The organism is Streptomyces sp. WM6372 (genome assembly GCF_001279655.1).
GTDB lineage: Bacteria > Actinomycetota > Actinomycetes > Streptomycetales > Streptomycetaceae > Streptomyces.
In genome coordinates, this window is the sequence record NZ_LGDB01000191.1 from 62,754 (window position 1) to 85,333 (window position 22,580).

The 22,580-nt window shown below is 73.4% G+C and carries 20 protein-coding genes; 8 read left to right on the top strand and 12 right to left on the bottom strand.

The window, feature by feature from the left end:
* The first annotated feature begins 177 nt into the window (after positions 1-177).
* Positions 178-1,548: an aminopeptidase P family protein gene (locus ADK52_RS21240; RefSeq protein WP_053691418.1), complete on the top strand. Its 1,371-nt coding sequence runs from the start codon at positions 178-180 to the stop codon at positions 1,546-1,548.
* A gap of 136 nt (positions 1,549-1,684) precedes the next feature.
* Here ADK52_RS21240 and ADK52_RS43045 read toward each other — a convergent pair whose 3' ends face one another.
* From ADK52_RS43045 to ADK52_RS21255, 3 genes are all read right to left on the bottom strand, one after another.
* Positions 1,685-2,272: a hypothetical protein gene (locus ADK52_RS43045; RefSeq protein WP_199828530.1), complete on the bottom strand. Its 588-nt coding sequence runs from the start codon at positions 2,270-2,272 to the stop codon at positions 1,685-1,687.
* Between the two features lie 112 nt (positions 2,273-2,384).
* Positions 2,385-2,789, bottom strand: coding sequence for a RidA family protein (locus tag ADK52_RS21250; protein ID WP_053691419.1), 405 nt, complete (start codon positions 2,787-2,789; stop codon positions 2,385-2,387).
* Positions 2,786-3,937 (bottom strand): acyl-CoA dehydrogenase family protein, encoded by a 1,152-nt coding sequence (locus ADK52_RS21255; protein ID WP_053691420.1) that lies wholly within the window; start codon positions 3,935-3,937, stop codon positions 2,786-2,788. Before ADK52_RS21255 ends, ADK52_RS21250 begins: the two co-directional genes overlap by 4 nt.
* A gap of 139 nt (positions 3,938-4,076) precedes the next feature.
* Between ADK52_RS21255 and ADK52_RS21260 the strand changes: the two genes are divergently transcribed.
* From ADK52_RS21260 to ADK52_RS21275, 4 genes are all read left to right on the top strand, one after another.
* Positions 4,077-5,696, top strand: coding sequence for an AMP-binding protein (locus ADK52_RS21260; RefSeq protein ID WP_053691421.1), 1,620 nt, complete (start codon positions 4,077-4,079; stop codon positions 5,694-5,696).
* Between the two features lie 4 nt (positions 5,697-5,700).
* Entirely contained in the window at positions 5,701-6,507 is an 807-nt protein-coding gene (locus tag ADK52_RS21265) for a PaaX family transcriptional regulator C-terminal domain-containing protein (RefSeq protein WP_053691422.1), read from the top strand.
* 180 nt (positions 6,508-6,687) lie between these two features.
* The gene (locus ADK52_RS42470) at positions 6,688-7,065 is read left to right on the top strand and encodes a hypothetical protein (protein ID WP_053691423.1); all 378 of its coding nucleotides are present in this window, start codon (positions 6,688-6,690) and stop codon (positions 7,063-7,065) included.
* A gap of 41 nt (positions 7,066-7,106) precedes the next feature.
* Positions 7,107-7,946, top strand: a complete 840-nt coding sequence (locus ADK52_RS21275) for a GNAT family N-acetyltransferase (protein ID WP_053691424.1) — start codon at positions 7,107-7,109, stop codon at positions 7,944-7,946.
* A gap of 49 nt (positions 7,947-7,995) precedes the next feature.
* Here the strand turns inward: ADK52_RS21275 and ADK52_RS21280 are convergent, their stop codons facing one another.
* Both ADK52_RS21280 and ADK52_RS21285 read right to left on the bottom strand, forming a co-directional pair.
* Positions 7,996-10,254: a bifunctional salicylyl-CoA 5-hydroxylase/oxidoreductase gene (locus ADK52_RS21280; RefSeq protein WP_078988501.1), complete on the bottom strand. Its 2,259-nt coding sequence runs from the start codon at positions 10,252-10,254 to the stop codon at positions 7,996-7,998.
* A 4-nt stretch (positions 10,255-10,258) separates the two neighbouring features.
* Complete coding sequence (locus tag ADK52_RS21285; protein WP_053691426.1) at positions 10,259-11,086, bottom strand: enoyl-CoA hydratase family protein; 828 nt, start codon at positions 11,084-11,086, stop codon at positions 10,259-10,261.
* A gap of 208 nt (positions 11,087-11,294) precedes the next feature.
* Between ADK52_RS21285 and ADK52_RS21290 the strand changes: the two genes are divergently transcribed.
* Positions 11,295-11,729 (top strand): ATP-binding protein, encoded by a 435-nt coding sequence (locus ADK52_RS21290; protein WP_053691427.1) that lies wholly within the window; start codon positions 11,295-11,297, stop codon positions 11,727-11,729.
* Here the strand turns inward: ADK52_RS21290 and argF are convergent, their stop codons facing one another.
* From argF to ADK52_RS21315, 5 genes are all read right to left on the bottom strand, one after another.
* Complete coding sequence (gene argF / locus ADK52_RS21295) at positions 11,730-12,764, bottom strand: ornithine carbamoyltransferase (protein ID WP_053691428.1); 1,035 nt, start codon at positions 12,762-12,764, stop codon at positions 11,730-11,732.
* A gap of 77 nt (positions 12,765-12,841) precedes the next feature.
* Entirely contained in the window at positions 12,842-14,068 is a 1,227-nt protein-coding gene (locus tag ADK52_RS21300) for an arginine deiminase (RefSeq protein WP_053691429.1), read from the bottom strand.
* A gap of 100 nt (positions 14,069-14,168) precedes the next feature.
* Positions 14,169-14,636 (bottom strand): hypothetical protein, encoded by a 468-nt coding sequence (locus ADK52_RS21305; protein ID WP_234344117.1) that lies wholly within the window; start codon positions 14,634-14,636, stop codon positions 14,169-14,171.
* Between the two features lie 208 nt (positions 14,637-14,844).
* Entirely contained in the window at positions 14,845-17,439 is a 2,595-nt protein-coding gene (locus ADK52_RS21310; protein WP_053691431.1) for a polynucleotide kinase-phosphatase, read from the bottom strand.
* Positions 17,436-18,929 carry a 3' terminal RNA ribose 2'-O-methyltransferase Hen1 gene (locus ADK52_RS21315; protein WP_053691514.1) on the bottom strand — a complete coding sequence of 498 codons (1,494 nt, stop codon included), beginning with the start codon at positions 18,927-18,929 and terminating at the stop codon, positions 17,436-17,438. Before ADK52_RS21315 ends, ADK52_RS21310 begins: the two co-directional genes overlap by 4 nt.
* A gap of 215 nt (positions 18,930-19,144) precedes the next feature.
* Here ADK52_RS21315 and ADK52_RS43050 point away from each other — a divergent pair, with 215 nt between their 5' ends.
* A complete protein-coding gene (locus ADK52_RS43050; protein ID WP_199828531.1) occupies positions 19,145-20,224 on the top strand; it encodes a PASTA domain-containing protein in 1,080 nt (359 codons plus the stop codon).
* Here ADK52_RS43050 and mmuM read toward each other — a convergent pair.
* Complete coding sequence (gene mmuM, locus ADK52_RS21325) at positions 20,203-21,138, bottom strand: homocysteine S-methyltransferase (RefSeq protein WP_053691433.1); 936 nt, start codon at positions 21,136-21,138, stop codon at positions 20,203-20,205. The genes ADK52_RS43050 and mmuM overlap by 22 nt on opposite strands.
* Before the next feature lie 16 nt (positions 21,139-21,154).
* On the bottom strand, positions 21,155-22,078 hold the full coding sequence (locus tag ADK52_RS21330) for an LLM class F420-dependent oxidoreductase (RefSeq protein WP_053691434.1): 924 nt from the start codon (positions 22,076-22,078) through the stop codon (positions 21,155-21,157).
* 323 nt (positions 22,079-22,401) lie between these two features.
* Here ADK52_RS21330 and ADK52_RS43055 point away from each other — a divergent pair, with 323 nt between their 5' ends.
* Entirely contained in the window at positions 22,402-22,548 is a 147-nt protein-coding gene (locus tag ADK52_RS43055; protein WP_199828533.1) for a hypothetical protein, read from the top strand.
* Positions 22,549-22,580 lie beyond the last annotated feature (32 nt).

The following is a 22,580-nucleotide window of genomic DNA, read 5'->3' on the forward strand; positions in this document are numbered from 1 at the left end:
GGTGGGGGAAGTGGTGCGCGAGGTGGTGCGTGATGCGTGGAATGCGTGAACTGCCCTGCGTCACGCGGCGTTTGACGGGGATTAACGTGCCGCGGTGTGAGCTGTAACATAGTAATGTGAAATTGCACTGACAAGACCTGTGCGCCCACCAGTTCGCATCTTCTTGAGGGAGCCCCGATGGCCGACACCCCCTCCCGCCTCAACATCGGCAGCCACGACCTGCCGGTATCACCGGAGTTGTCCCGCTTCATGGCCGCCGACTGGGCGCCGTCCCCCCTCCCCGACGCCGCGCGGGTGTCCGCGTACGCGGTCACCCCGGCCCGGCGCGAGCGCCTCTCGGCGCGCTTCCCGGGCGAGCGGCTGATCATCCCGGCCGGCGAGCTGAAGGTCCGCTCCAACGACTGCGACCACCGCTTCCGCCCGCACAGCGCCTACGCCTGGCTGACCGGGCTGACCGGCGAGGACCAGGTGGGCCACGTCCTGGTGCTGGAGCCCTCGGGCCCGCACGGCCACGAGCCCGTGCTGTACCTGCGCCCCCGCTCCCCGCGCGCGGGCGACAACGAGGAGTTCTACCGGGACCGCCGGTACGGGGAGTTCTGGGTCGGCCGCCGCCCCGACCTCGCCGAGGCCGAGCGCCTGACCGGCCTGCGCTGCGCGCACCTGGACGACCTCGGCGTCCCGGCCGGCCGGGACGCCGCGACCGACACCGAACTGGCCGCCGCCCTCTCCGAGTTGCGGCTCGTGAAGGACGCCTGGGAGGTGGGCCAGCTCCAGCTCGCCGTCGACCACACCGCCGCCGGCTTCGAGGACGTCGTACGGGCGCTGCCGCGCGCGCTGGCGCACCCGCGCGGCGAGCGGTGGATCGAGGGGGTGTTCGGCCTGCGCGCCCGGGCGGAGGGCAACGGCACCGGGTACGACACCATCGCGGCGTCGGGCGCGCACGCGTGCGTCCTGCACTGGATCCGCAACGACGGCCGGCTGGACCGGGGCGATCTGCTGCTGCTGGACGCGGGCGTGGAGACCGACAGCCTCTACACGGCGGACATCACGCGCACCCTCCCGCTGTCGGGACGGTTCTCCCCCGTCCAGCGGCAGGTGTACGAGCTGGTGCTGGCGGCGCAGGAAGCGGGCATGGCCGCGCTCCGCCCGGGCGCGAGCTTCCGGGACTTCCACCGGGCCGGGATGCGGGTGATCGCGGAGGGCCTGGCGGATTGGGGCGTCCTGAAGGACGCCCGGGGGGACCTGCACCGGCGGTACACCCTGTGCAGCAGCGGCCACATGCTGGGACTGGACGTCCACGACTGCGCGAAGGCGCGCGCGGAGACCTACCTGGACGGGGTCCTGGAGGAGGGTCAGGTGCTCACCGTCGAACCGGGGCTGTACCTGCAGCCGGACGACGAGACCCTGCCGCCGGAGCTGCGGGGCATCGGCGTGCGCATCGAGGACGACCTGGTCATCACGGCGACGGGCGCCCGACTGATGTCGGGCGCCCTGCCCCGCACGGTGGCGGGGATCGAGGAGTGGATGGGGAACCTGCTGGCCGGCTGAGCATCCGACCGCGCTACAGCGGCTCCTGTCAGGCGGGCGGGGCCGCGGACGACGGGCGGGCCCGGTGCCACCGCCTCGCGGAAGCCCCGGGCCCGGGCCCGGTCCCGGGCCTGCTCACGTGGGCGCTGACGCGGGGCTAGTGACCGCCGCCACCGCCACCGCCGCCCCCACCGTTGCCGCCTCCGCCGCCGTTGCCTCCGCCGCCCCCACCGTTGCCTCCGCCGCCGTTGCCGCCACCACCGCCGTCGCCGCCCCCGCCGCCATAGCCGCCGCCACCACCGTCGTGGCCGCCGCTGCCGCCACCACCGCCGTCGCCGCCGTATCCGCCGCCGCCACCGTCGTGGCCGCGGCCGGATCCGTTGTCGCTCCAGCCGTTGTCGTGACCGCCGTTCCAGTTGTTGTCGTTGCGGTTGTCACGGTTGGATCCGTTGTCGTTCCAACGGCCGTTGTTCCAGTTGTCGTTCCAGTTGGCGTTGTTGTGACGGCCGTTGTTCCACGAGTCGTTGTCCCAGCACCAGCTGGGGCGGTCGTTCCAGTTGTGCCAGCGGGAGGAGTCGCAGCAGTCACGCCAGTTGTTGCCCCCGCGCCAGTCGTCGGAGCACCATCCCGAGTTGTTCTGCTGGGTCTGCGGCAGACCCGCGGCGAACGCCCCGCCGACAGGCATCAGGCCGAGCGCGACGCCTGCGGCTCCCGCCACAACCGTCGCGGTGATGACACGGCGCATGACCATGCACCTCCGAATATTGACGATATTTCCTTATAAAAAGGTCATTTCCACCCTCACCCCTCTCTGGCTCGCTGTCAAAACCACCAGGTCAGCGATCCGACAACGTAGGTCAAGCCGTACCGAGTACGGCGATACCGTCCAGTTCGACCAGCGCGGGCTCGTCCCAGAGCCGGACGACCCCGATGACCGCCATGGCCGGGTAGTCGCGGCCGGCCAGCCGGCGCCAGATACGGCCGAGTTCGGGCGCGTGGACGCGGTACGCCTCCACGTCGACCGTGTACACGGTCACCCGGGCCAGGTCCGCCGGGGCGCCCCCGGCCGCCGCGAGGGCCGTCAGGAGGTTGCCCAGGGCGCGCTCGAACTGCTCGGGCAGGGCGTCCCCCACCACCTTGCCCTCGGCGTCGAGCGCGGTCTGGCCCGCCAGGAAGACCAGCCGCGAGCCGCTCGCGGCCACGGCGTGGGAGAACCCCGTCGGCGGGGAGAGCTCCGCCGGATTGATCCGCTCCGTGCTCACCGGTAGAGCTCCTTCGCGATGATCGTGCGCTGCACCTCGCTGGCGCCCTCGTAGATCCTCGGCGCGCGGACCTCCCGGTACAGGTGCTCCAGCAGGTGGCCCCGCTGGAGGGCGACGGCCCCGTGCAGCTGGACCGCGTGGTCCACCACGTACTGGGCCGTCTCCGTGGCGAGCAGTTTCGCCATCGCCGACCGGCGCGGGACGTCCGGCGAGCCGGCGTCGTACGCTCCCGCCGCCGCGTAGACCAGGAGCCGCGCGGCCTCGGTACGGGTGGCCATCTCGGCCACCCGGTGGCCCACCGCCTGGAGGTCGCCCAGCACCCCGCCGAACGCGCGCCGCGCCGCCGTGTACGCCAGGGTCGCGTCCAGCGCGGCCCGGGCCATCCCGACGGCGAAGGCGCCCACGCTCGGCCGGAACAGGTTCAGGGTGTCCATCGCCACCCGGAAGCCCCGGCCGGGCTCGCCGAGCAGGTCCTGCGGGCCGACCCGGACCCCGTCGAAGGACAGCCGGCCGATCGGATGCGGGGAGAGCATGTCCAGGGGCTCGCCCGACAGCCCGGGGCGGTCGGCCGGGACCAGGAAGGCCGTGACCCCCTTGGCGGCCGGACCCTCGCCCGTGCGGGCGAACACCGTGTAGAAGTCCGCCTCGGGGGCGTTGGAGATCCAGCACTTCTCGCCGCTGAGCCGCCAGCCGGACCCTCCCCCGGCGCCGTCCCCGCCTCCGCCGCCGCCCGCACCCGTGTCCCGTACGGCCTCCAGTGCCAGCGCCGCCGCGTCCGAACCCGCCCCCGGCTCGCTCAGCGCGAACGCCGCCACCGCCCGTCCGGCCCGCACCTCCGGCAGCCAGCGCTCCCGCTGCCGCGGCGTGCCCGAGCTGAGCACCGGGTGCGCTCCGAGACCTTGCAGGGCCAGGGCCGTCTCCGCCTCCGTGCACCCGTACGCGAGGGATTCGCGCAGCAGGCACAACTCCAGCGCCCCCGAGGTGAACACCCGCTCCAGCAGGCCCAGCTCGCCCAGCGCCGCGAGCAGCGGCCGGTTGACCCGCCCCGGCTCCCCCTTCTCGGCCAGCGGCCGCAGCCGGTCCGCCGCCAGCGCGCGCAATTGCCCGCACCACTCCTCTTGTTCCGCCCCGAGCGCGAATCCGTTCATCCGAACATCCCCGCTTCTATCGCGTCCTGTTGACTGCCGTCACCATCACGATACGCTCGTAGCGCACCCGCACGGCCCGCTCCGCCACTTCGGTCCCCCACCCGGGGAACCGCTGTCGTTGCAAGGGGGCGAACCCGCCTTGGAGCTCAAGCCTTCCGCCCACGCCGACACCTTCGCGCGTGACCATCTGCCGCCGCCGCACGCCTGGCCGCGGCTCCTCTTCGAGCTCCCCGAACTGGCCTACCCGGACCGGCTCAACTGCGGCGCCGAGCTGCTCGACGCCACCATCGACCGGTTCGGGCCCGACCGCCCCGCCTTCCGCAGCGCCGCCGGCGAGGTGTGGTCGTACGGCGGGCTGCGGCGGCGCGTGGACCGCATCGCCCACGTGCTCACGGCCGACCTCGGCGTGGTCCCGGGGAACCGGGTGCTCCTGCGCGGCCCCACCGGCCCCTGGCTCGCCGCGTGCTGGCTGGCGGTGATGAAGGCGGGCGCGGTGGCCGTGACCGTACTCGCCCAGCAGCGGGCGCAGGAGCTGGCCACGGTCTGCGCGATGGCCCGGGTGCAGCACGCGCTGTGCCACGTGGGCGTGCTGGACGACCTGGCCAAGGCCGAGGTGCCCGGCCTGCGGATCACCCCGTACGGCGGTGAGGGGGCGGACGACCTGCTCCGGCTGGCCGACCGGCACCCGGCCCCCTTCCCCGCCGTCGAGACCTCCGCCGACGACGTGGCCCTGATCGCCTTCACCTCGGGCACCACCGGCCGGCCCAAGGGCTGCATGCACTTCCACCGCGATCTGCTCTCCGTCGCCGACACCTTCTCCCGCAACGTCCTGCGCCCCCGCCCCGACGACGTCTTCGCGGGCAGTCCGCCGCTCGGTTTCACCTTCGGCCTCGGTGGCCTGGTCGTCTTCCCGCTGCGGGCGGGCGCCTCGGCGCTGCTGCTCGACCAGGCGGTCCCGCGCCGGCTGCTGCCCGCCCTCGCCGAGCACCGGGTCACGGTGCTGTTCACCGCGCCCACCGCGTACCGGACGATGCTGGACGAGCTGGGCCCGTGCGACGTGGGCACCTACGACCTGTCCGCGCTGCGCCGCTGCGTCTCGGCGGGCGAGAACCTCCCGGCGGCCACCTGGCAGGCCTGGTACGAGCGCACCGGGCTGCGGATCATCAACGGCATCGGCGCCACCGAGCTGCTGCACATCTTCATCTCGGCGGCCGACGAGGACATCCGTCCGGGAACGACCGGCCGCGTGGTGCCGGGCTGGCAGGCCCGGGTGGTGGACGCCTCCGGCCGCCCGGTCGCGGACAACGAGCCCGGGCTGCTGGCCGTACGCGGCCCGGTGGGCTGCCGGTACCTGGCGGATCCGCGGCAGGAGGAGTACGTACGGGACGGCTGGAACCTGACCGGGGACACCTACGTCCGCGATCCGGAGGGGTACTTCCGGTACGTCGCCCGGGCCGACGACATGATCGTCTCGGCGGGCTACAACATCGCGGGCCCGGAGGTGGAGGAAGCCCTGCTGCGCCACCCGGACGTGGTGGAGGCCGCGGTGGTGGGCCGCCCGGACGAGCGACGCGGGCAGATCGTGGTGGCGTACGCCGTCGCACGGCCGGGCGCGGCGCTGGGCGAGGAGGATCTGCGCGCGTTCGTGCGGGCGGAGCTGGCCCCGTACAAGTGCCCGCGCGCCTTCGTCTTCCTCCCGGCGCTCCCCCGGACGGCGACCGGGAAACTGCAGCGGTTCCGGCTGCGCGATCTAGAGTAGGCCCGTGGCCGAGCAGCACACCCCGCGATCCCTGATCGTCACGTTCTACGGCGCCTACGGGCGGGCCTTCGAAGGTCCGGTCCCGGTGTCCGCGCTGGTCCGCCTGCTGGGCGCGGCCGGAGTGGACGCCCCGTCGGTCCGCTCGTCGGTGTCCCGGCTGAAGCGGCGCGGCTTCCTGCTGCCCGCGCGCGCCGCGGACGGCTCGGCGGGGTACGAGCTCTCCGCGGAGGCCCGGCAGCTGCTGGACGACGGCGACCGGCGGATCTACGGGGAGCGCGGCGCGCACCCGGCGGGGGAATGGCTGCTGGCGGTGTTCTCCGTCCCGGAGCAGGAGCGGCACAAGAGGCACCTGCTGCGCTCGCGGCTCGCCCGGCTCGGCTTCGGGGCGGTGGCACCGGGGGTGTGGATCGCGCCGGCCCACGTGTACGAGGAGACCGGTCACACCCTGGACCGGCTGCACCTGACGGCGTACGTGGAGCTGTTCCGCGGCGGCCACCTCGGCTTCGCCCCGACCGCCGAGGCGGTGGCCCGGTGGTGGGACCTGACCTCGCTCGCCAAGCAGCACGAGGAGTTCCTCGACCTGCACGAGCCGGTCCTGCGGGCCCTGCAGTCGGGCCCGGACCCCACCGCGGAGGAGGCCTACCGCGGCTACCTGCTCGCCCTGGACACCTGGCGGCGCCTCCCGTACGCCGACCCGGGGCTGCCGCGGGAGCTGCTGCCCGCGGACTGGCCGGGCGACCGCGCGGCGGCGGTCTTCACCGAACTGCACGCCCGGCTGCGGGACATCGGTGCGGGGTTCGTGGAACCGTAGGCGGTGCGGGGCGCGTCACGCCGGGGTGTGACGAGAAACGATCTTCCTCCCGGGACGCCGCTCCCGCCCCCGCACCCACCGCAGGTCCGGCCGCCGGCAGGTTCGCCGCCGGCCGGTTTTCCGCCGGCAGGTTCGCCGCCGCCCGGTTCGCCGCCGCCCGGATTCGGGCCGCCGCCCACCATGGCGGGCAAGCGGGTGCGGTGGCAGGGCGTGGTGGCCTCGGCGCTGGGCGGCGCCGTCGCCGGCTACCTCGCGCACGACCTGGCCGCCAACGCCCGCGCCTACTGTGACGCGGGCTGGGAGGCGGGCGGCAGGTTCGAGCTGTTCTTCGAGATGCTCCTGCTGGTCCCGGGGTGCGCGGTGCTCGCCCTGCTGGTCTGGCTGCTCGCCCGGCGCGTGAACCCGGCGGTGGGCGTGGCGGCCGTGGTGCTGGTCCTGTCGGTGGTGGTCGTCTGGTACTTCGCCACGCAGGGCACACTGGCCGGCTACCGCGGGGACTCGGGGCTGTGCGGGCCCGACAACGTGCCGCCGTGGTGGCCGTCCTGGCTCCCCTCGTAAAACGGTGTGCGCGGGAAAACGATTCGGCGCCATCATGGGCCATGACGTGGACGTTCACCCATGACCTGACGGCCTATCGGGCCGCGGCGGGCCCCGCCGTGGCCGCCGAGCCCGTGGCCAACACCACCCTGCTGACCGCGCTCGCCGCGCTGGAGCGGCACGGCACGGACGCCTATGGATCCGTCGAGCCCTTCTTCGGCTGGTGGACCGGGGCCGACGGGGGCGTCGCCGGCGCCCTGCTCTGCACCCCGCCGCGCCCTCTGCTGATCGGGGCCCTGCCCGAACAGGCCGTGCGCGAGCTGGGGGCCGCGCTCGCCGCCGAGCCGCTGCTCGCCGGGGTCGACGCGCTGGACGCCCGGCGCCGCGACGCGGAGGCGCTGGCCGCGGCCTGGGGCAGGCCGAGCGAGGTCACCCAGGAGAGCCGGCTGTACCGGCTCGCCGGGCTGCTCGCCCCGGATCCCGCCCCGGCCGGGCGGGCCCGGACCGCCACCGCGGCCGACCTGCCGCTGCTGATGGACTGGGCCGGGGCCTTCAAGCGGGAGATCGGGAAGCCGGGCAGCCCCTCCGAGGCCTTCCTGCGCGACCGGCTCTCGTACGGGGGCATGCTGCTCTGGGAGGACGCCGGCACACCGGTGTCGATGGCCGGGTTCTTCCGCGTGATCGGCTCGGCCTCCCGCGTCGGCCCGGTCTACACCCCGCCGGAGCTGCGCGGCCGCGGGTACGCGGCCGGGGTCACGCACGCGGTCAGCGAAGCGGCGTACGCGGCCGGCGCCTCGGAGGTCCTGCTCTTCACGGACCTGGCCAACCCGACCAGCAACGGCGTCTACCGGCGCCTGGGCTACACCCCGGTGGAAGACCGCATCGAGCTGGCCGCGCGGTGAACCGCATGAGGGCCGCATGAGGGCCGCATGAGGGCCGTATGAGGGTCCCTCAGCCGCGCCCGGCCGGGGGTTTGCGGCTGCCGGCGCGGTAGGGGGCGGGCCAGGGCGCGGCCGGGCCCTCGTAGGACTGGTCGGCGGCCGCGTGCAGGGTCCAGTGCGGGTCGTAGAGGTGGGGGCGGCCGACGGCGCAGAGGTCCGCGCGGCCCGCCAGCAGCAGGGAGTTCACGTCGTCCCAGGAGGAGATGGCGCCGACGGCGATGACCGGGACGCCCAGCGCGTTGCGGATCCGGTCCGCGTACGGGGTCTGGTACGAGCGCCCGTACTCGGGGCGCTCGTCCGCCACCACCTGGCCGGTCGACACGTCGATGGCGTCGGCTCCGTGCGCGGCGAAGGCGGCCGCGATGTCCACCGCGTCCTGGGCCGAAGTGCCGCCGGGGGCCCAGTCGGTGGCCGAGATGCGGACGGTCATCGGCCGGTCGGCGGGCCAGACGGCGCGGACCGCGTCGAAGACCTCCAGCGGGAAGCGGAGCCGGTTCTCCAGGGGCCCGCCGTAGGCGTCCGTACGGTGGTTGGTGAGCGGGGAGAGGAAGCCGGACAGCAGGTAGCCGTGAGCGCAGTGCAGTTCCAGCAGGTCGAACCCGCAGCCGGCGGCCCGGACCGCGGCGGCCGCGAAGTCGGAGCGGATCGACGCCAGGTCCTGCGCCGTCAGCGTGCGCGGGACAGCAGAGACGCCCGGCCGGTAGGGCGCGGCCGAGGCCGCCACGACCGGCCAGTTGCCCTCCGGGAGGGGGTCGTCCATGCCCTCCCACATCAGCCGCGTCGAGCCCTTGCGGCCCGCATGGCCGAGCTGGACGCCGAGCGCGGTGCCGGGGGCGGAGGTGTGCACGAAGTCCGCGATCCGGGTCCAGGCCGCCGCCTGCTCGGCCGTGTACAGGCCGGTGCAGCCGGGGGTGATCCGGCCCTCCGCGGACACGCAGACCATCTCGGTCATCACCAGGGCGGCGCCGCCGAGGGCCCGCGCGCCCAGGTGCACCAGGTGGAAGTCTCCCGGCATCCCGTCGCCGTCCTGCGCGGAGTACATGTCCATCGGGGAGACCACGACCCGGTTGCGCAGGGTCAGCCCGCGCAGCTTCAGCGGCGTGAACATCGGCGGGGTGCGCTCGTCCGGGCAGCCGAAGTCCCGCTCCACGGCCCGGGTGAACCGCTCGTCGCGCAGCCGCAGGTTGTCGTGGGTCACCCGGCGGCTGCGGGTGAGCAGGTTGAAGGCGAACTGCCGGGCGGGCTGGTCCACGTACCCGGCGATCTCCTCGAACCACCGCATGCTGGCGGCGGCGGCCCGCTGGGTCGAGGCCACCGCCGGGCGCCGGGCGGCCTCGTACGCGGCGAGGGCGGCGGGTACGTCAGGCTCCGCCGCCACCGCTTCGGCGAGTGCGAGCGCGTCCTCCACCGCCAGCTTGGTGCCCGAGCCGATGGAGAAGTGCGCGGTGTGCGCCGCGTCGCCGAGCAGGACCACGTTGCCGTGCGACCACCGCTCGTTGGTGACCGTACGGAACTCGGTCCACGCCGAGCGGTTGCCGTGCAGCGGGCGCCCGCGCAGGGCCTCGCCGAAGATCTTGGCGCAGCGGGCGGCCGATTCGGCCTCGTCGCACAGGTCGAAGCCGGCGGCCCGCCACACCGTCTCGTGCATCTCCACGATCACGGTGGAGGCGTCCGCGGAGTACGGATAGGCGTGCAGCTGCATGACGCCGTGCTCGGTCTCCGCGATCTCGAAGCGGAACGCGTCGAAGGCGAAGTCGGCGGCGAGCCAGATGTACCGGCAGTGCCCGCTGGTCAGCGTCGGGCGGAAGTGCGCGGCGCCGCTCTGCCGGGTCGCGCTGTGTACCCCGTCGGCCGCGACGACCAGGTCGTACGAGGCCGCCAGGACCTCGGCGGCCGGCGCCGGGGTGCGGAAGCGGAGCCTGACCCCGAGTCCGGCGCAGCGCTCGTGGAGCAGCTCCAGCAGCCGGCGCCGGCCGAGGGCGGCGAAGCCGTGGCCGCCGGAGGTCAGCAGCCGGCCCCGGTGCACGATGTCGATGTCGTCCCAGCGCACGAACTCGGCGCCGAGGGCGGCGTAGACCACGGTGTCGGCCCGTTCGATGCCGCCGAGGGTCTCGTCGGAGAGCACCACCCCGAAGCCGAAGGTGTCCTCCGGGGCGCCCCGCTCCCAGACCTCGACCGTGTGGCCCTGGCGGGCCAGCAGCGCGGCGGCGTACAGGCCCCCGGGCCCGCCGCCCACGACGGCGACCCGCATTGCGCTGCCTGCCGGCATGGCGCTACCTGCCCTTCCACTCCGGAGGCCGCTTCCCGGTGAAGGCGGCGTGGAACTCGGCGTAGTCCCGGCCGTTCATCAGCAGGGCCTGGGTGTTGGCGTCGAGCTCGACCGACGCGGCCAGCGGCATGTCGAGTTCGGCGGTCAGCAGCGCCTTGGTCTGCGCGTACGCGAGGGCCGGGCCTGCGGCGAGGTGCGCGGCGAGTTCGGCGGCCCGCAGGCCGGCCTTGCCCTCCTCGGTGACCTCGCTGAGCAGGCCGATGCGCTCGGCCTCCGGCGCGCGTACGGGTTCGCCGAGCATCAGCAGCCGGGTGGCGTGGCCGAGGCCGACGACGCGGGGCAGCAGGTACGCGGCGCCCATGTCCCCGCCGGAGAGGCCGACGCGGGTGAAGAGGAACGCGAAGCGGGCGGTGGGGTCGGCGATCCGGAAGTCGGCGGCGAGGGCGAGGACGGCGCCGGCGCCGGCGGCGACCCCGTGTACGGCGGCGATGACCGGGAAGGGGCATTCCCGGATGGCCCGCACCACCTGGCCGGTCATCCGGTTGAAGTCGAGGAGCTGGGCCGTGTCCATGGCGAGGGTGGCGCCGATGATCTCGTCTACGTCCCCGCCGGAGCAGAAGCCGCGCCCCTCGCCGCCGAGGACGAGGGCGCGTACGGTCCGCTCGCGGGAGAGCTCGGCGAGCAGGTCGCGCAGGTCGGCGTAGGCGCCGAAGGTGAGGGCGTTGAGTTTCTCGGGGCGGTCGAGGGTGACGGTGGCCACGCCGTCCTGCCGGGTCACCCGCAGGTGGCGCCACCGTTCGGTCGCTGCTGTGGAACCGATGAAGGGGCTCACACGATCGACGGTATCACTGCATCGTGACTGCCGTCACAGAAACGCGACACATGGGTGAGGGGTGCCCCGCGGGATCAAAACGGCACTCCGTATCGTTGAAAGTGGAAGTTCCCCCTCCGCACTCGCCCCGCCGCTCGTTCCCCTTGCCCTTTTGCTCTCCCGCTCTCTTGTCCCTCCCGCTCTCCCGCTCCCGGAACGGAGGTCCCGCATGCCCGACGTCTTCGCCTGGCGCATCCCGCTGCCCCGCACGACAGCCGCCGTGCCGCTCGCGCGCGCCCTCGTCCGCACGGCGCTCACCGACGTCCCCGTCGTGCACGCCGACAGCGACACGGCGGAGCTGCTGACCGCGGAGCTGGTCGCCAACGCCGTGGAGCACACCGCCGGGGAGGAACCGATCGAGCTGGTCGTGGAGCTGCTGGCCGACGGCTGCCAGGTCGAGGTCCACGACGGCGATCCGCGGCCGCCCGGCACCCTCGGCCCGGCCGGCGCCCCGGGCGCCCGCCCGGACGACCTGTTCCCCGACCCGTGGCAGGAGCACGGCCGCGGGCTGCCGCTGATCCGCGCCCTCAGCTCGGCCTGCGGCCACCGCCCGACGGCGGACGGGAAGGCGGTCTGGTTCACCCTGGCGGCGCGGCCCGCATGACTATGCGGGCCGCAGCACGGCCTGACCGGCGGCCGGCCCGGCGAGGGTCGCGACAAGCACGGCCTTGATGGTGTGCAGCCGGTTCTCGGCCTCGTCGAAGACCACGGAGTGCGCGGATTCGAACACCTCCTCCGTCACCTCCAGCGAGTCCAGCCCGTGCCGTTCGTGGATCTCCCGGCCGACCTTGGTGCCCAGGTCGTGAAAGGCCGGCAGGCAGTGCAGGAACTTCACGTCGGGGTTGCCCGTCGCGCGCAGCACGTCCATCGTGACGGCATACGGGGCCAGGGCGGCGATCCGCTCGTCCCAGACCTCCTTGGGCTCGCCCATGGAGACCCACACGTCGGTGGCGACGAAGTCGGCCTGGGCCACACCCTCGGCGACCTCCTCCGTCAGCGTGATCCGGGCCCCGCTGGCCGCCGCGAGCCCGCGCGCCCGCGACACCACGGACTCGGCCGGCCAGTAGGCCTTCGGCGCGACGATGCGCACGTCCATGCCGAGCAGCGCGCCGGTCACCAGGTACGAGTTCCCCATGTTGAAGCGGGCGTCCCCGAGGTAGGCGAAGACGATGCGCTCCAGCGGCTTGGCGCAGTGTTCGGTCATGGTGAGCACGTCGGCCAGCATCTGGGTGGGGTGCCAGTCGTCGGTGAGGCCGTTGAACACGGGCACGCCGGAATGGGCGGCGAGCGCCTCGACGGCCTCCTGGCTGTCACCCCGGTACTCGATGCCGTCGAACATCCGGCCCAGCACCCGCGCCGTGTCCTTGACCGACTCCTTGTGGCCGATCTGGGAGCTGGCGGGGTCGAGGTAGGTGGTGTGAGCGCCCTGGTCGGCGGCGGCGACCTCGAACGCGCAGCGGGTGCGCGTCGAGGTCTTCTCGAAGATCAGCGCGATGTTCCTGCCCTGGAGGCGGCGCTGCTCGGCCCCGGCCTTCTTGGCCGCCTTGAGGTCGGCCGCGAGCTCGATCAGGCCGCGGAACTCGGCGGCGGAAAAGTCGAGCTCCTTGAGGAAACTGCGGCCGACGAGGTCGGTGGCCATGGGGACACTCCAAGGGTCGCGCTGCTAGGGGATTCTGGAAGTCTATACGATCCTTTGCATTGATATACAGAGGGGTCTCAGACCGGATCCCGCTCCACCGGGCAGCTCATGCACCGCGGCCCGCCCCGCCCCCGCCCCAGCTCGCTGCCCGGGATCTCGATGACCTCGATGCCCTCCTTGCGCAGGTGGGTGTTGGTCGTCACGTTCCGCTCGTACGCCACCACCACCCCCGGCTCCACGGCCAGCACGTTGCAGCCGTCGTCCCACTGCTCGCGCTCCGCCGCGTGCACGTCCTGCGTCGCGGTGAGCACCCGGATCGAGTCCAGCCCGAGCGCGGCGGCGATGGCCCGGTGCATGTGCTCCGGCGGGTGGTCGGTCACCTTCAGTTCCTGGAGGCCCTCCCCCGGCTCGATCGTGTAGGAGCGCAACATGCCGAGGCCCGCGTACTGAGTGAACGTATCTCCGTCCACCATCGTCATCACCGTGTCCAGGTGCATGAAGGCCCGCCGCTTCGGCATGTCCAGCGCCACGATGGTGGTCGCCGACCCGGCGGCGAACAGGCCCCGCGCGAGCATCTCCACCGCCTGCGGCGTGGTCCGCTCGCTCATCCCGATCAGCACCGCACCGTTGCCGATGACGAGCACGTCCCCGCCCTCGATCGTCGAGGGGTAGTCCGCCTGTCCCTGCGACCAGTAGTGGAACGCGCCGGAGGAGGTGAAGAGCGGGTGGTGCTTGTAGATCGCCTCGAAGTGCACCGTCTCCCGCTGCCGGGCCGGCCAGCGCATGGCGTTGATGGACACCCCGTCGTAGATCCAGGCGGAGGTGTCCCGGGTGAACAGGTGGTTGGGCAGCGGCCCCAGCAGGAAGTCGTCCAGCTCCATGGCGTGGAAGCGGACCGACACCGGCTCCGCGTGCCGCTCCAGGTACTCGCGCTTGGTCATCCCGCCGACCAGCGCCTCGGCCAGCCCGGCCACCGGCAGCTGGTCGAAGACCGCGCGCAAGTGGTCGGTGGCGAGCGGACCGTACTCCTTCTCGTCGAACACCCGGTCCAGCACGAGGTGTCGGGCCTCCGGGATCTCCAGGGCCTCGCACAGCAGGTCGCCGAAGAGGTGCACCTCCACGCCGCGGTCGCGCAGGACGTCCGCGAAACCGTCGTGCTCCTGACGGGCCCGGCGCACCCACAGCACGTCGTCGAAGAGCAGCGCGTCCTTGTTGCTCGGTGTGAGCCGCTTCAGCTCCAGATCGGGCCGGTGGAGGATGACGCGGCGAAGCCGCCCGGTCTCGGAGTCGACATGGAATCCCATGGCATACACGTTCGCAGACCGGACGGCTTTTTGACGTGGCGTTCGCTCAGGAGACGCGGCGCAGCCGGCATCCCCCGCGGTCCCGGCGGCGCCGGCGGGATCAGCGCAGGCCGAGGAGGGCCGACGGGGCCCCGATCAGCTCCGGGGCGGTCAGGCCCAGCTTGGGGGTGGTCACGTTCGGGATGCCGTAGTTGCTGCCGTCCGGCATCGTCAGCGGGGCGCCGACGACCGCACCGGGGGTGCGGGCGAGCAGATCGGTGGCCGGGGACTCCAGCGAGCCCTCGCCGTCGGTCTTCGGGTCGCCGAGCAGGTTCGGCACCGGCGCCCCGACCAGGGTGCTGCCGAGCTCGGTGGTGACCGGCAGCACCGGGAGGATCGGGCTGGGGAGCAGATCGCCCTTGTGGTAGCGGGGGGCCTCCGGCGCGCCGACGACCGGCACCGGCACCGCGGTGGCCACGCGCGGGGTGTCCACGCCCAGTGTGGTCTTCACGGCGTCCAGGGGGACACCCACCGGCACCGAGTCGGCCACGGCCGGGGTGGCCGCGCCGGCCGCGGCCATACAGGTCATGAGTGCCGCAATGCTTCCGCGCGCGGTCATCTTCATAGGTGACGTTCCGTCCTTCCAGGGTCGCGGACATTCCGCTGCCCTGGATGAACGATCCCGCCGGCGGTTTTCCCGGCGTTCGGCGGGAAAGTTCCCCCATACGACCTAATTCGGGGCCGTACAGGGGCCTCACCTTTACGGCTCCGCTGTACGGCTCCGCGTACGTCCCCGCTCACAACCGGGGGTCGACCGGCTCCGATTCGAGGGCGAGCACCGCGAACACCGCCTCGTGCACCCGCCACAGCGGCTCCTCGCCCGCCAGCCGGTCGAGGGCCTCCAGCCCGAGCGCGTACTCACGCAGGGCCAGCGAGCGCTTGTGCCCCAGGAACCGCTGCCGCAGCTTCTCCAGCTGCTCCGGACGCGTGTACTCCGGGCCGTAGATGATCCGCAGGTACTCCCGCCCGCGCACCTTGACCCCGGGCTGGACCAGCCGGCCCTTGCCGTCCCGGGCGTACGCCTGGAGCGGCTTGACCACCATGCCCTCCCCGCCCGCGGCCGTCAGCTCCAGCCACCAGTCGGTGCCCGCCCGTACGGAGTCCTCGTCGGCGGTGTCGACCAGGATCCGGCCGGTGCGGCGCAGCAGCCCGGTGCCGGCCGCCTCGTCGGCGGCCACGAGCCGGTCCAGCCAGAACAGCTGCTCGTCGTGGGGTACGGCGGCCAGCGAGCGCCCGGCCGCCGCCAGCAGCTGGAACGGCGCGAACCGTACCCCGTCCAGCCCGTCGGTGGTCCAGCAGTAGCGCCGGTAGGCGTCGGTGAACCGCTCGGCGTCGGCGGCCCGGTCCCGCTGGCGGGCGAGCAGGCCGCCGGTGTCGATGCCCCGCTCCGCGGCCGCGGCCAGGGCGCCGAGGGCGTCCGGGAACACGGCGCGGGAGGCCGCGCCGACGGCGGCGTACTGGTTGCGCAGCAGGCCGGTGGACTTCAGCGACCAGGGCAGCAGCTCCCCGTCCAGCAGCAGCCAGTCGGTGGCCAGCTCCTCCCACAGGCCCGCGTCGGTGACGGCGCCACGGAGCCGGGCGAGGACCTCCTCCGTGACCTCGGGGTCCTGGAAGAAGGGCCGCCCGGTGCGGGTGTAGACGGAACCGGTCAGTCCTCCCCCACCGCCTTCGGCGTGGGAGGCACCCCCGGCGCCGAAGCGCGCACGGGCCGCCTCCGCGTCCTTGCAGAGCAGCACGGTGGCGCGGGAGCCCATGTGCTTCTCCTCGCAGACGACCTGGGCGATGCCGTCCTTGCGGTACTGGGCGAAGGCCTCGGCCGGGTGCTCCAGGTAGCCGCTCTCGTTCGAGGTGGCGGTGGGCGCCATGGTCGGCGGCAGGTACGGGACGAGCCGCGGGTCCACCGCGAAGCGGCTCATGACCTCCAGGGCCGCCGCCGCGTTCTCCTCGCGCACGGTGACGTTGCCCAGGTGCCGGGTCTCGACGATCCGGCGCCCGTGCACGTCGCCCAGGTCGAGCGGGCGCCCGTCCCGTGACGAATCCAGTGCAGCGCCGCCCGGCGCCTCGGTGGCCAGCGGCCTGACCGGCTCGTACCAGACCTTCTCGGCCGGTACGTCGACCAGTTCGCGCTCGGGCCAGCGCAGGGCGGTCATCTTCCCGCCGAAGACGGCGCCCGTGTCCAGGCAGATGGTGTTGTTGATCCAGGAGGTGTCCGGGACCGGGGTGTGACCGTAGACCACGACCGCCTTGCCGCGGTACTCCTCGGCCCACGGGTAGCGCACGGGCAGGCCGAACTCGTCGGTCTCGCCGGTGCTCTCCCCGTACAGGGCGTGCGAGCGGACCCGGCCGGAGGTGCGCCCGTGGTACTTCTCGGGCAGGCCGGCGTGGCAGACCACCAGCTTGCCGCCGTCGAGCACGTAGTGGCTGACGAGGCCGCGGATGAACTCCCGCACCTCCTGGACGAACTCCTCCGGCTCGCGGCCGAGCTGCTCGATCGTCTCGGCGAGCCCGTGGGTCTGCTGGACCTTGGAGCCCTTGAGGTAACGGCCGAGCTTGTTCTCGTGGTTCCCGGGCACGCACAGGGCGTTGCCGGAGCCGACCATGCCCATCACCCGGCGCAGGACGCCGGGGCTGTCCGGGCCGCGGTCGACGAGGTCGCCGACGAACACGGCGGTGCGGCCCTCCGGGTGGACGCCGTCCTCGTAGCCGAGCTTGGCGAGCAGGGTCTCCAGTTCGGAGGAACAGCCGTGGATGTCACCGATGATGTCGAAGGGGCCGGTGAGGTGGGTGAGGTCGTTGTACCTCTTCTCCCGCACCACCTCGGCGGCCTCGGCCTCCTCCGGAGTGCGCAGCACGTGCACCTTGCGGAAGCCCTCGCGCTCCAGTCCGCGCAGCGAGCGGCGCAGGTCACGGCGGTGCCGCTGGATGACGGCGCGGGGCAGCCCGGCCCGGTCGGGGCGGGTGGCGTTGCGTTCGGCGCAGACCTCCTCGGGCATGTCGAGGACGATGGCGATGGGCAGTACGTCGTGCTCGCGGGCCAGCTGGACCAGCTGCCGGCGGGCCTCGGCCTGCACGCTGGTGGCGTCGACGACGGTCAGGCGGCCGGCCGCGAGGCGCTTGCCGGCGATGTAGTGCAGGACCTCGAAGGCGTCCCGGCTCGCGCTCTGGTCGTTCTCGTCGTCGGCGACGAGGCCCCGGCAGTAGTCGGAGGAGATGACCTCGGTGGGCTTGAAGTGCCTGCGGGCGAAGGTGGACTTCCCGGATCCGGTGGCCCCGACGAGGACGACGAGGGACAGGTCGGTGACGGGAAGTACGCGGTTGCCGGTACTGGTCATGCGGCCTCTCCCTCCTTGGCGGTGTCGGTGGCGGTTGCGGTTGCGGTTGCGGTGTTGGTCTGGATCTGGGTGAAGACGGCCATCTGGGTGGGCGGCCCCACCTCGGGGTCGTCGTCGCCGACGGGTACGAAGGCGACCTCGTACCCGTGGCGTCCGGCCACGGAGGCGGCCCAGCCGCTGAACTCCTCGCGGTTCCACTCGAAGCGGTGGTCGCCGTGCCGGACGTGCCCGGCGGGCAGGGTCTCCCAGCGGACGTTGTATTCGACGTTGGGGGTGGTGACGAGGACCGTACGGGGGCGGGCCGCGCCGAACACCGCGTACTCCAGGGCGGGCAGCCGCGGCAGGTCCAGGTGCTCGATGACCTCGCTGAGCACGGCCGCGTCGTAACCGGCCAGCCGCTTGTCGGTGTACGCGAGCGAGCCCTGGAGCAACCGGACGCGGCTGCTCTGCCGCTCCCCCATCCGCTCCAGGCGCAGCCGTTTGGCGGCCATGCCGAGGGCCCGCATGGACACGTCGAGACCGACGATCTCGGTGAAGGCCGGCTCCTTGAGGAGGGCCTGCACCAACTGGCCCTGTCCGCAGCCGAGGTCGAGGACCCGGGCCGCACCGGCGGCGCGCAGCGCGGCGAGGATCGCCTCACGGCGCTGCACGGCGAGCGGCAGCGGCCTTTCGTCGGCCTCCTCCACGGCGTTGTCGAGCTCCTCCACCTCACTGCCGTCGGCCTCGGCCAGACGCAGCAGCTCCAACCGCTCCAGGGCGTCGCGCGTCAGCCTTTTGTGCCGGGCGAGATAACGGGCACTGATGAGTCCGTTCTCGGGGTGAGCGGCGAGCCAGCCGTCCCCGGCACGCAGCAGCTTGTCGACCTCGTCGGGCGCGACCCAGTAGTGCTTGGCGTCGTCGAGCACGGGCAGCAGCACGTAGAGCTGCCGCAGGGCATCGGCGAGCCGCAGCTCGCCCTCCAGGACGAGCCGTACGTACCGGGAGTCCCCCCACTCCGGGAACTGCTCGTCGAGCGGTACGGGTTCGGCCCGTACGAGGTCCCAGCCGAGCGGATCGAAGAGCCGGTGGACGAGCTCCGGCCCGCCGCGCGCGGGCAGCGCCGGTATCTCGATCCGCAGCGGACGCACCTGCTCCGGCAGCTCGGGCCGGGCCGCGCACTTGGCGGCCAGGGCGCTGCGGAAGACGGAACCGAGCGCGACGGCGAGCAGCGAGGAGGCCGCGTACGGGCGGTCGTTGACGTACTGCGCGAGCGCGGCGTCGGGCGCCCCGCCCCGCCCCTTGCCCTGGCCCCGCCGCACGAGCGCGACGGGATCCACCTCCAGCAGCAGCGCCGCCGTGCACCGTTCGTCCGCGGCTTCGGGATAGAACACGTGGGCAACGCCGTGGGAGGTGGAGAACGCCTGCACCTTCCCGGGATGCTTGTGCAGCAAAAAGCCCAGGTCGGTAGCCGGGTGCTCGGCACTGCCAGTGGTGGAGATCGTCAAGAACATGCAGCTCAGCATGGACGCAGCCCACCGCCGGGGGCCACTGGATTTCCCCCCTCCACCGTCCCCCGCCCACCCCGCGGATCCCGATCCGGGCAAGTGCCCGACAACCGCGCGGCGGGCGCTGTACGGTCCCCGGAACACGGCGTTCCCCCGTGCCGCAGCAGCCCCGTCGCCCAGGAGGGCTTCCCCTCGTGTACCCGCCGCAGCCCTACCCACCCATGCCCGCGCCCGTCCGCCGCTGGTGGCAGCATCCCGCCCTGATCATCGCTCTGTTGGTCGTGATCCCGCCCGCGGGCATCGCGCTCGCCTGGACGAGCCGGTGGGGGCAGGCCAAGAAGATCGTCGCAACGGTTCTCGCCGGTCTGTGGTTCCTCACGCCCTTCCTGGGCGACCCGCCGAAGAAGGCCGAGGCCGACTCCAAGCCGGCCGCTCTGGCGTCCGCCCCGCCCAGTGCGAGCGCCGGCCGGGCCGAGCCGCCCGCCCTCGTCGGCCGGAACCTCAAGGAGGCGAGGGCCACGGCGCTCGCCGCCGGATTCGGCGTGCTCTCGCACGACGCCTCCGAGGGGAACGCCGCCCAAGTGGCCGAGGACGACTGGAAGGTGTGCTTCCAGAGCGTGCTCACCGAGAAGGCCGGTGCGATACCCGCGCTCGACTTCGGCGTGGTCCGCACCGCTGTCCCGTGCCCCGCGAAGGACGGGGATCCGATCCCCTATCCGAAGATGCCCAAGGTCGTCGGTCTGGCCTTCGCCAAGGCGTCGGAGACGCTCGGGCCGATCGGCTTCCAGAAGATCGAGCCGCAGAGCGCGTACACGGACGTCACCCTGCCGGCCGCCGTGGACGACTGGGTCGTCTGCTTCCAGGAGCCCGCGGAGGGCAAGGAGATCAGCGCGCCCGGTACCACCTCCGCCTCCCTGAAGCTCGCGTCCCCCGGGACCGCCTGCCCGAGTGCGCCGAACACCCGGCTCCACCCGGAGCCGGCGCCGGCGCCGACGCATGAGGACGGCGGCTCCGGCAGCACGTCATCGGGCGGGTCCTCTTCCGGGGGATCGGCGTCCGGGGGTTCGTCCTCTGGTGGGTCCTCCTCCGGGGGGTCTTCCTCCTCTGGTGGGTCGTCGTCCACGGGTGGATCGTCCTCCTCCGGGGGGTCATCCTCCTCGGGTGGGTCCGACAGCGGTGGCTCGGGTGCGGGCACCGTGACACCCGGAGCGTTCTGCTCCCCGGCCGGGGCGACCGGCGTCAGCAAGAAGGGCGTCTCCTACACCTGCAAGGGTCCCGGTCAGCCCCGCTGGCGCCAATGACCGGTCCCGTCCCCCTCGATCCCCGCGGCCAGACCGGCGATGTCGGGCGGGCCGATGCGGCAGCAGCCGCCGATCAGGCGGGCGCCCGCGGCGCGCCAGGCCTCGACGGGCCAGGGGGCGGGGTGGGGCGGGGCGTGCCAGGTGGCGGTGGGCGCGTCCCAGACGGAGCCGTCGTTGGGGTAGGCCAGGAGCGGTGTGGCGGTGACGGAGGCGGCCGCCTCCAGGGCGGGCAGCACGTCCGCCGGGTCGCAGCAGTTGACGCCGACCGCGATGACCTCCGGTGCCTCGGCGGCGAGGGCGAAGGCCTCGGGGAGCGGCTGGCCGGCGCGGGTACGGCCGCCGGCCACGGTGTAGCTCAGCCAGGCGGCCGCCCCCGTTCCGGCGAGGACGCCGAGGAGGGCTTCGGCCTCCTCCGCGTCCGGGACGGTCTCCAGTGCCAGGACATCGGCGCCCGCCGCGAGCAGCGCCTCGATGCGGGGGCGGTGGAAGGCGGCGAGCTCGCGCACGCTCAGCCCGTACCGCCCGCGGTATTCGGAGCCGTCCGCGAGCACCGCCCCGTACGGGCCGACCGAGGCGGCGACCCAGACCTCGTGGTCGGCGGCCTCGGCCGCCCGGGCGGCCAGCGCGACGCTGCGGTGCAGCAGGGCGGTGGTCTCGGCCCGGTCGTGGCCCTGGGCGGCGAAGGCCTCGTACCCGACCTGGTAGCTGGCGGTGATCAGCACCTCGGCCCCGGCCCGCGCGTACGCCGTGTGCGCGGCCTCCACCTGGTCCGGCCGCTCGGCGAGCACCCGGCCCGACCAGAGACCTCCGGACAGGTCGCAGCCCTGGTCGGCGAGCTGATTGCTGAGCCCCCCGTCCAGGAGCACGACCCTGCGGGCCAGGGCTTCTGCGAGCGGGCCGGACGCGCGGGGCACGGTTCCTCCGCCTCCCTCAGCCGAGCTGGGACAGCACCTGGGCCGAGATCAGCTCCAGGTGGTCCAGGTCGTCGAGGTCGAGCAGCTGGAGGTAGACGCGGGAGCTGCCGACGGCCGCGTAGGCGCCGATCTTCTCCACCACCTCCGCCGGGGAGCCGGCCAGGCCGTTGGCCTTGAGCTCGTCCACGTCGCGGCCGATGGCGGCGGCCCGGCGGGCGACCTCGGCGTCGTCCTTGCCGACGCACACCACCAGGGCGTTGGAGTAGACGATGTCGCCGGCCCCCCGCCCGGCCTCCTCCGCGGCCCGGCGCACCCGGCCGAACTGCCGCTCGCTGTCCGCGATCGACGCGAACGGCATGTTGAACTCGTCCGCGTACCGGGCGGCGAGGCGCGGGGTGCGCTTCGCGCCGTGACCGCCGATGAGTACGGGCACCTTGGCCTGGGCCGGCTTGGGCAGCGCCGGGGACTTCTCCACCTGGTAATGGGTGCCCGCGTAGTCGAAGGTGGCGCCGGGCTCGGTCGCCCACAGCCCGGTGACGATGGCCAGCTGTTCCTCCAGCCGGGCCATCCGCTCCGCCGGGAACGGGATGCCGTACGCCTTGTGCTCCTCCTCGAACCAGCCCGCGCCCAGGCCCAGTTCGATCCGGCCGCCGGACATCTGGTCGACCTGCGCCACCTGGATGGCGAGCACGCCGGGCAGCCGGAAGGTACCGGCCGTCATGAGCGTGCCGAGCCGGATCCGCCGCGTCTCCCGGGCCAGGCCCGCGAGGGTGATCCAGGCGTCGGTGGGCCCCGGCAGGCCGTCCGCCGACCCCATCTTCAGATAGTGGTCCGACCGGAAGAACGCGTCGAAGCCCAGGTCCTCGGTGGCCTTCGCGACGGTCAGGAGGGTGTCGTAGCTCGCGCCCTGCTGGGGCTCGGTGAAAATACGGAGATCCATGACTCCCATCCTGCCTCGCCCACCCCTGCAGGGTGAATCTCCGTCAACCGGACGGACCACCCCCGGCCGGGCCAGTGACCGGCCCGGATGGGGATCGTTGGCTCGGGCGGAGCCGGACCGCCCGGCCCGCGCGCCGGCGGCCTTCCGCCGATGCGTCCACCGCCCCCTTCCGCCTCGGAAGGGCCAGGGCCGAGGAGGCCGCCATGTCCCACGAGTCCGTGCCCGAGCACACGGGACAAACCGGACAGGCAGCATACGACCATGCACGCCAGGAACCCGCGGCGGCCGCCCAGGGTGGCGCACCGAAGGGCCTGCTCCAGCAGATGGAAGAGCTGATGGCGGCGCTGAACGCCGACCTGTCGCAGCTCGACGCCGACCTCCAGTCCTCCACGGACCGCGCCCCCGGCGCGCCGCTGACCCCGGGCAGCCGTACCCCCGAGAGCGAGCGCCCGTCCCACCGGTCGTACTGACCATGCCGGTCGGATGACCGTGCGGGTCCCGT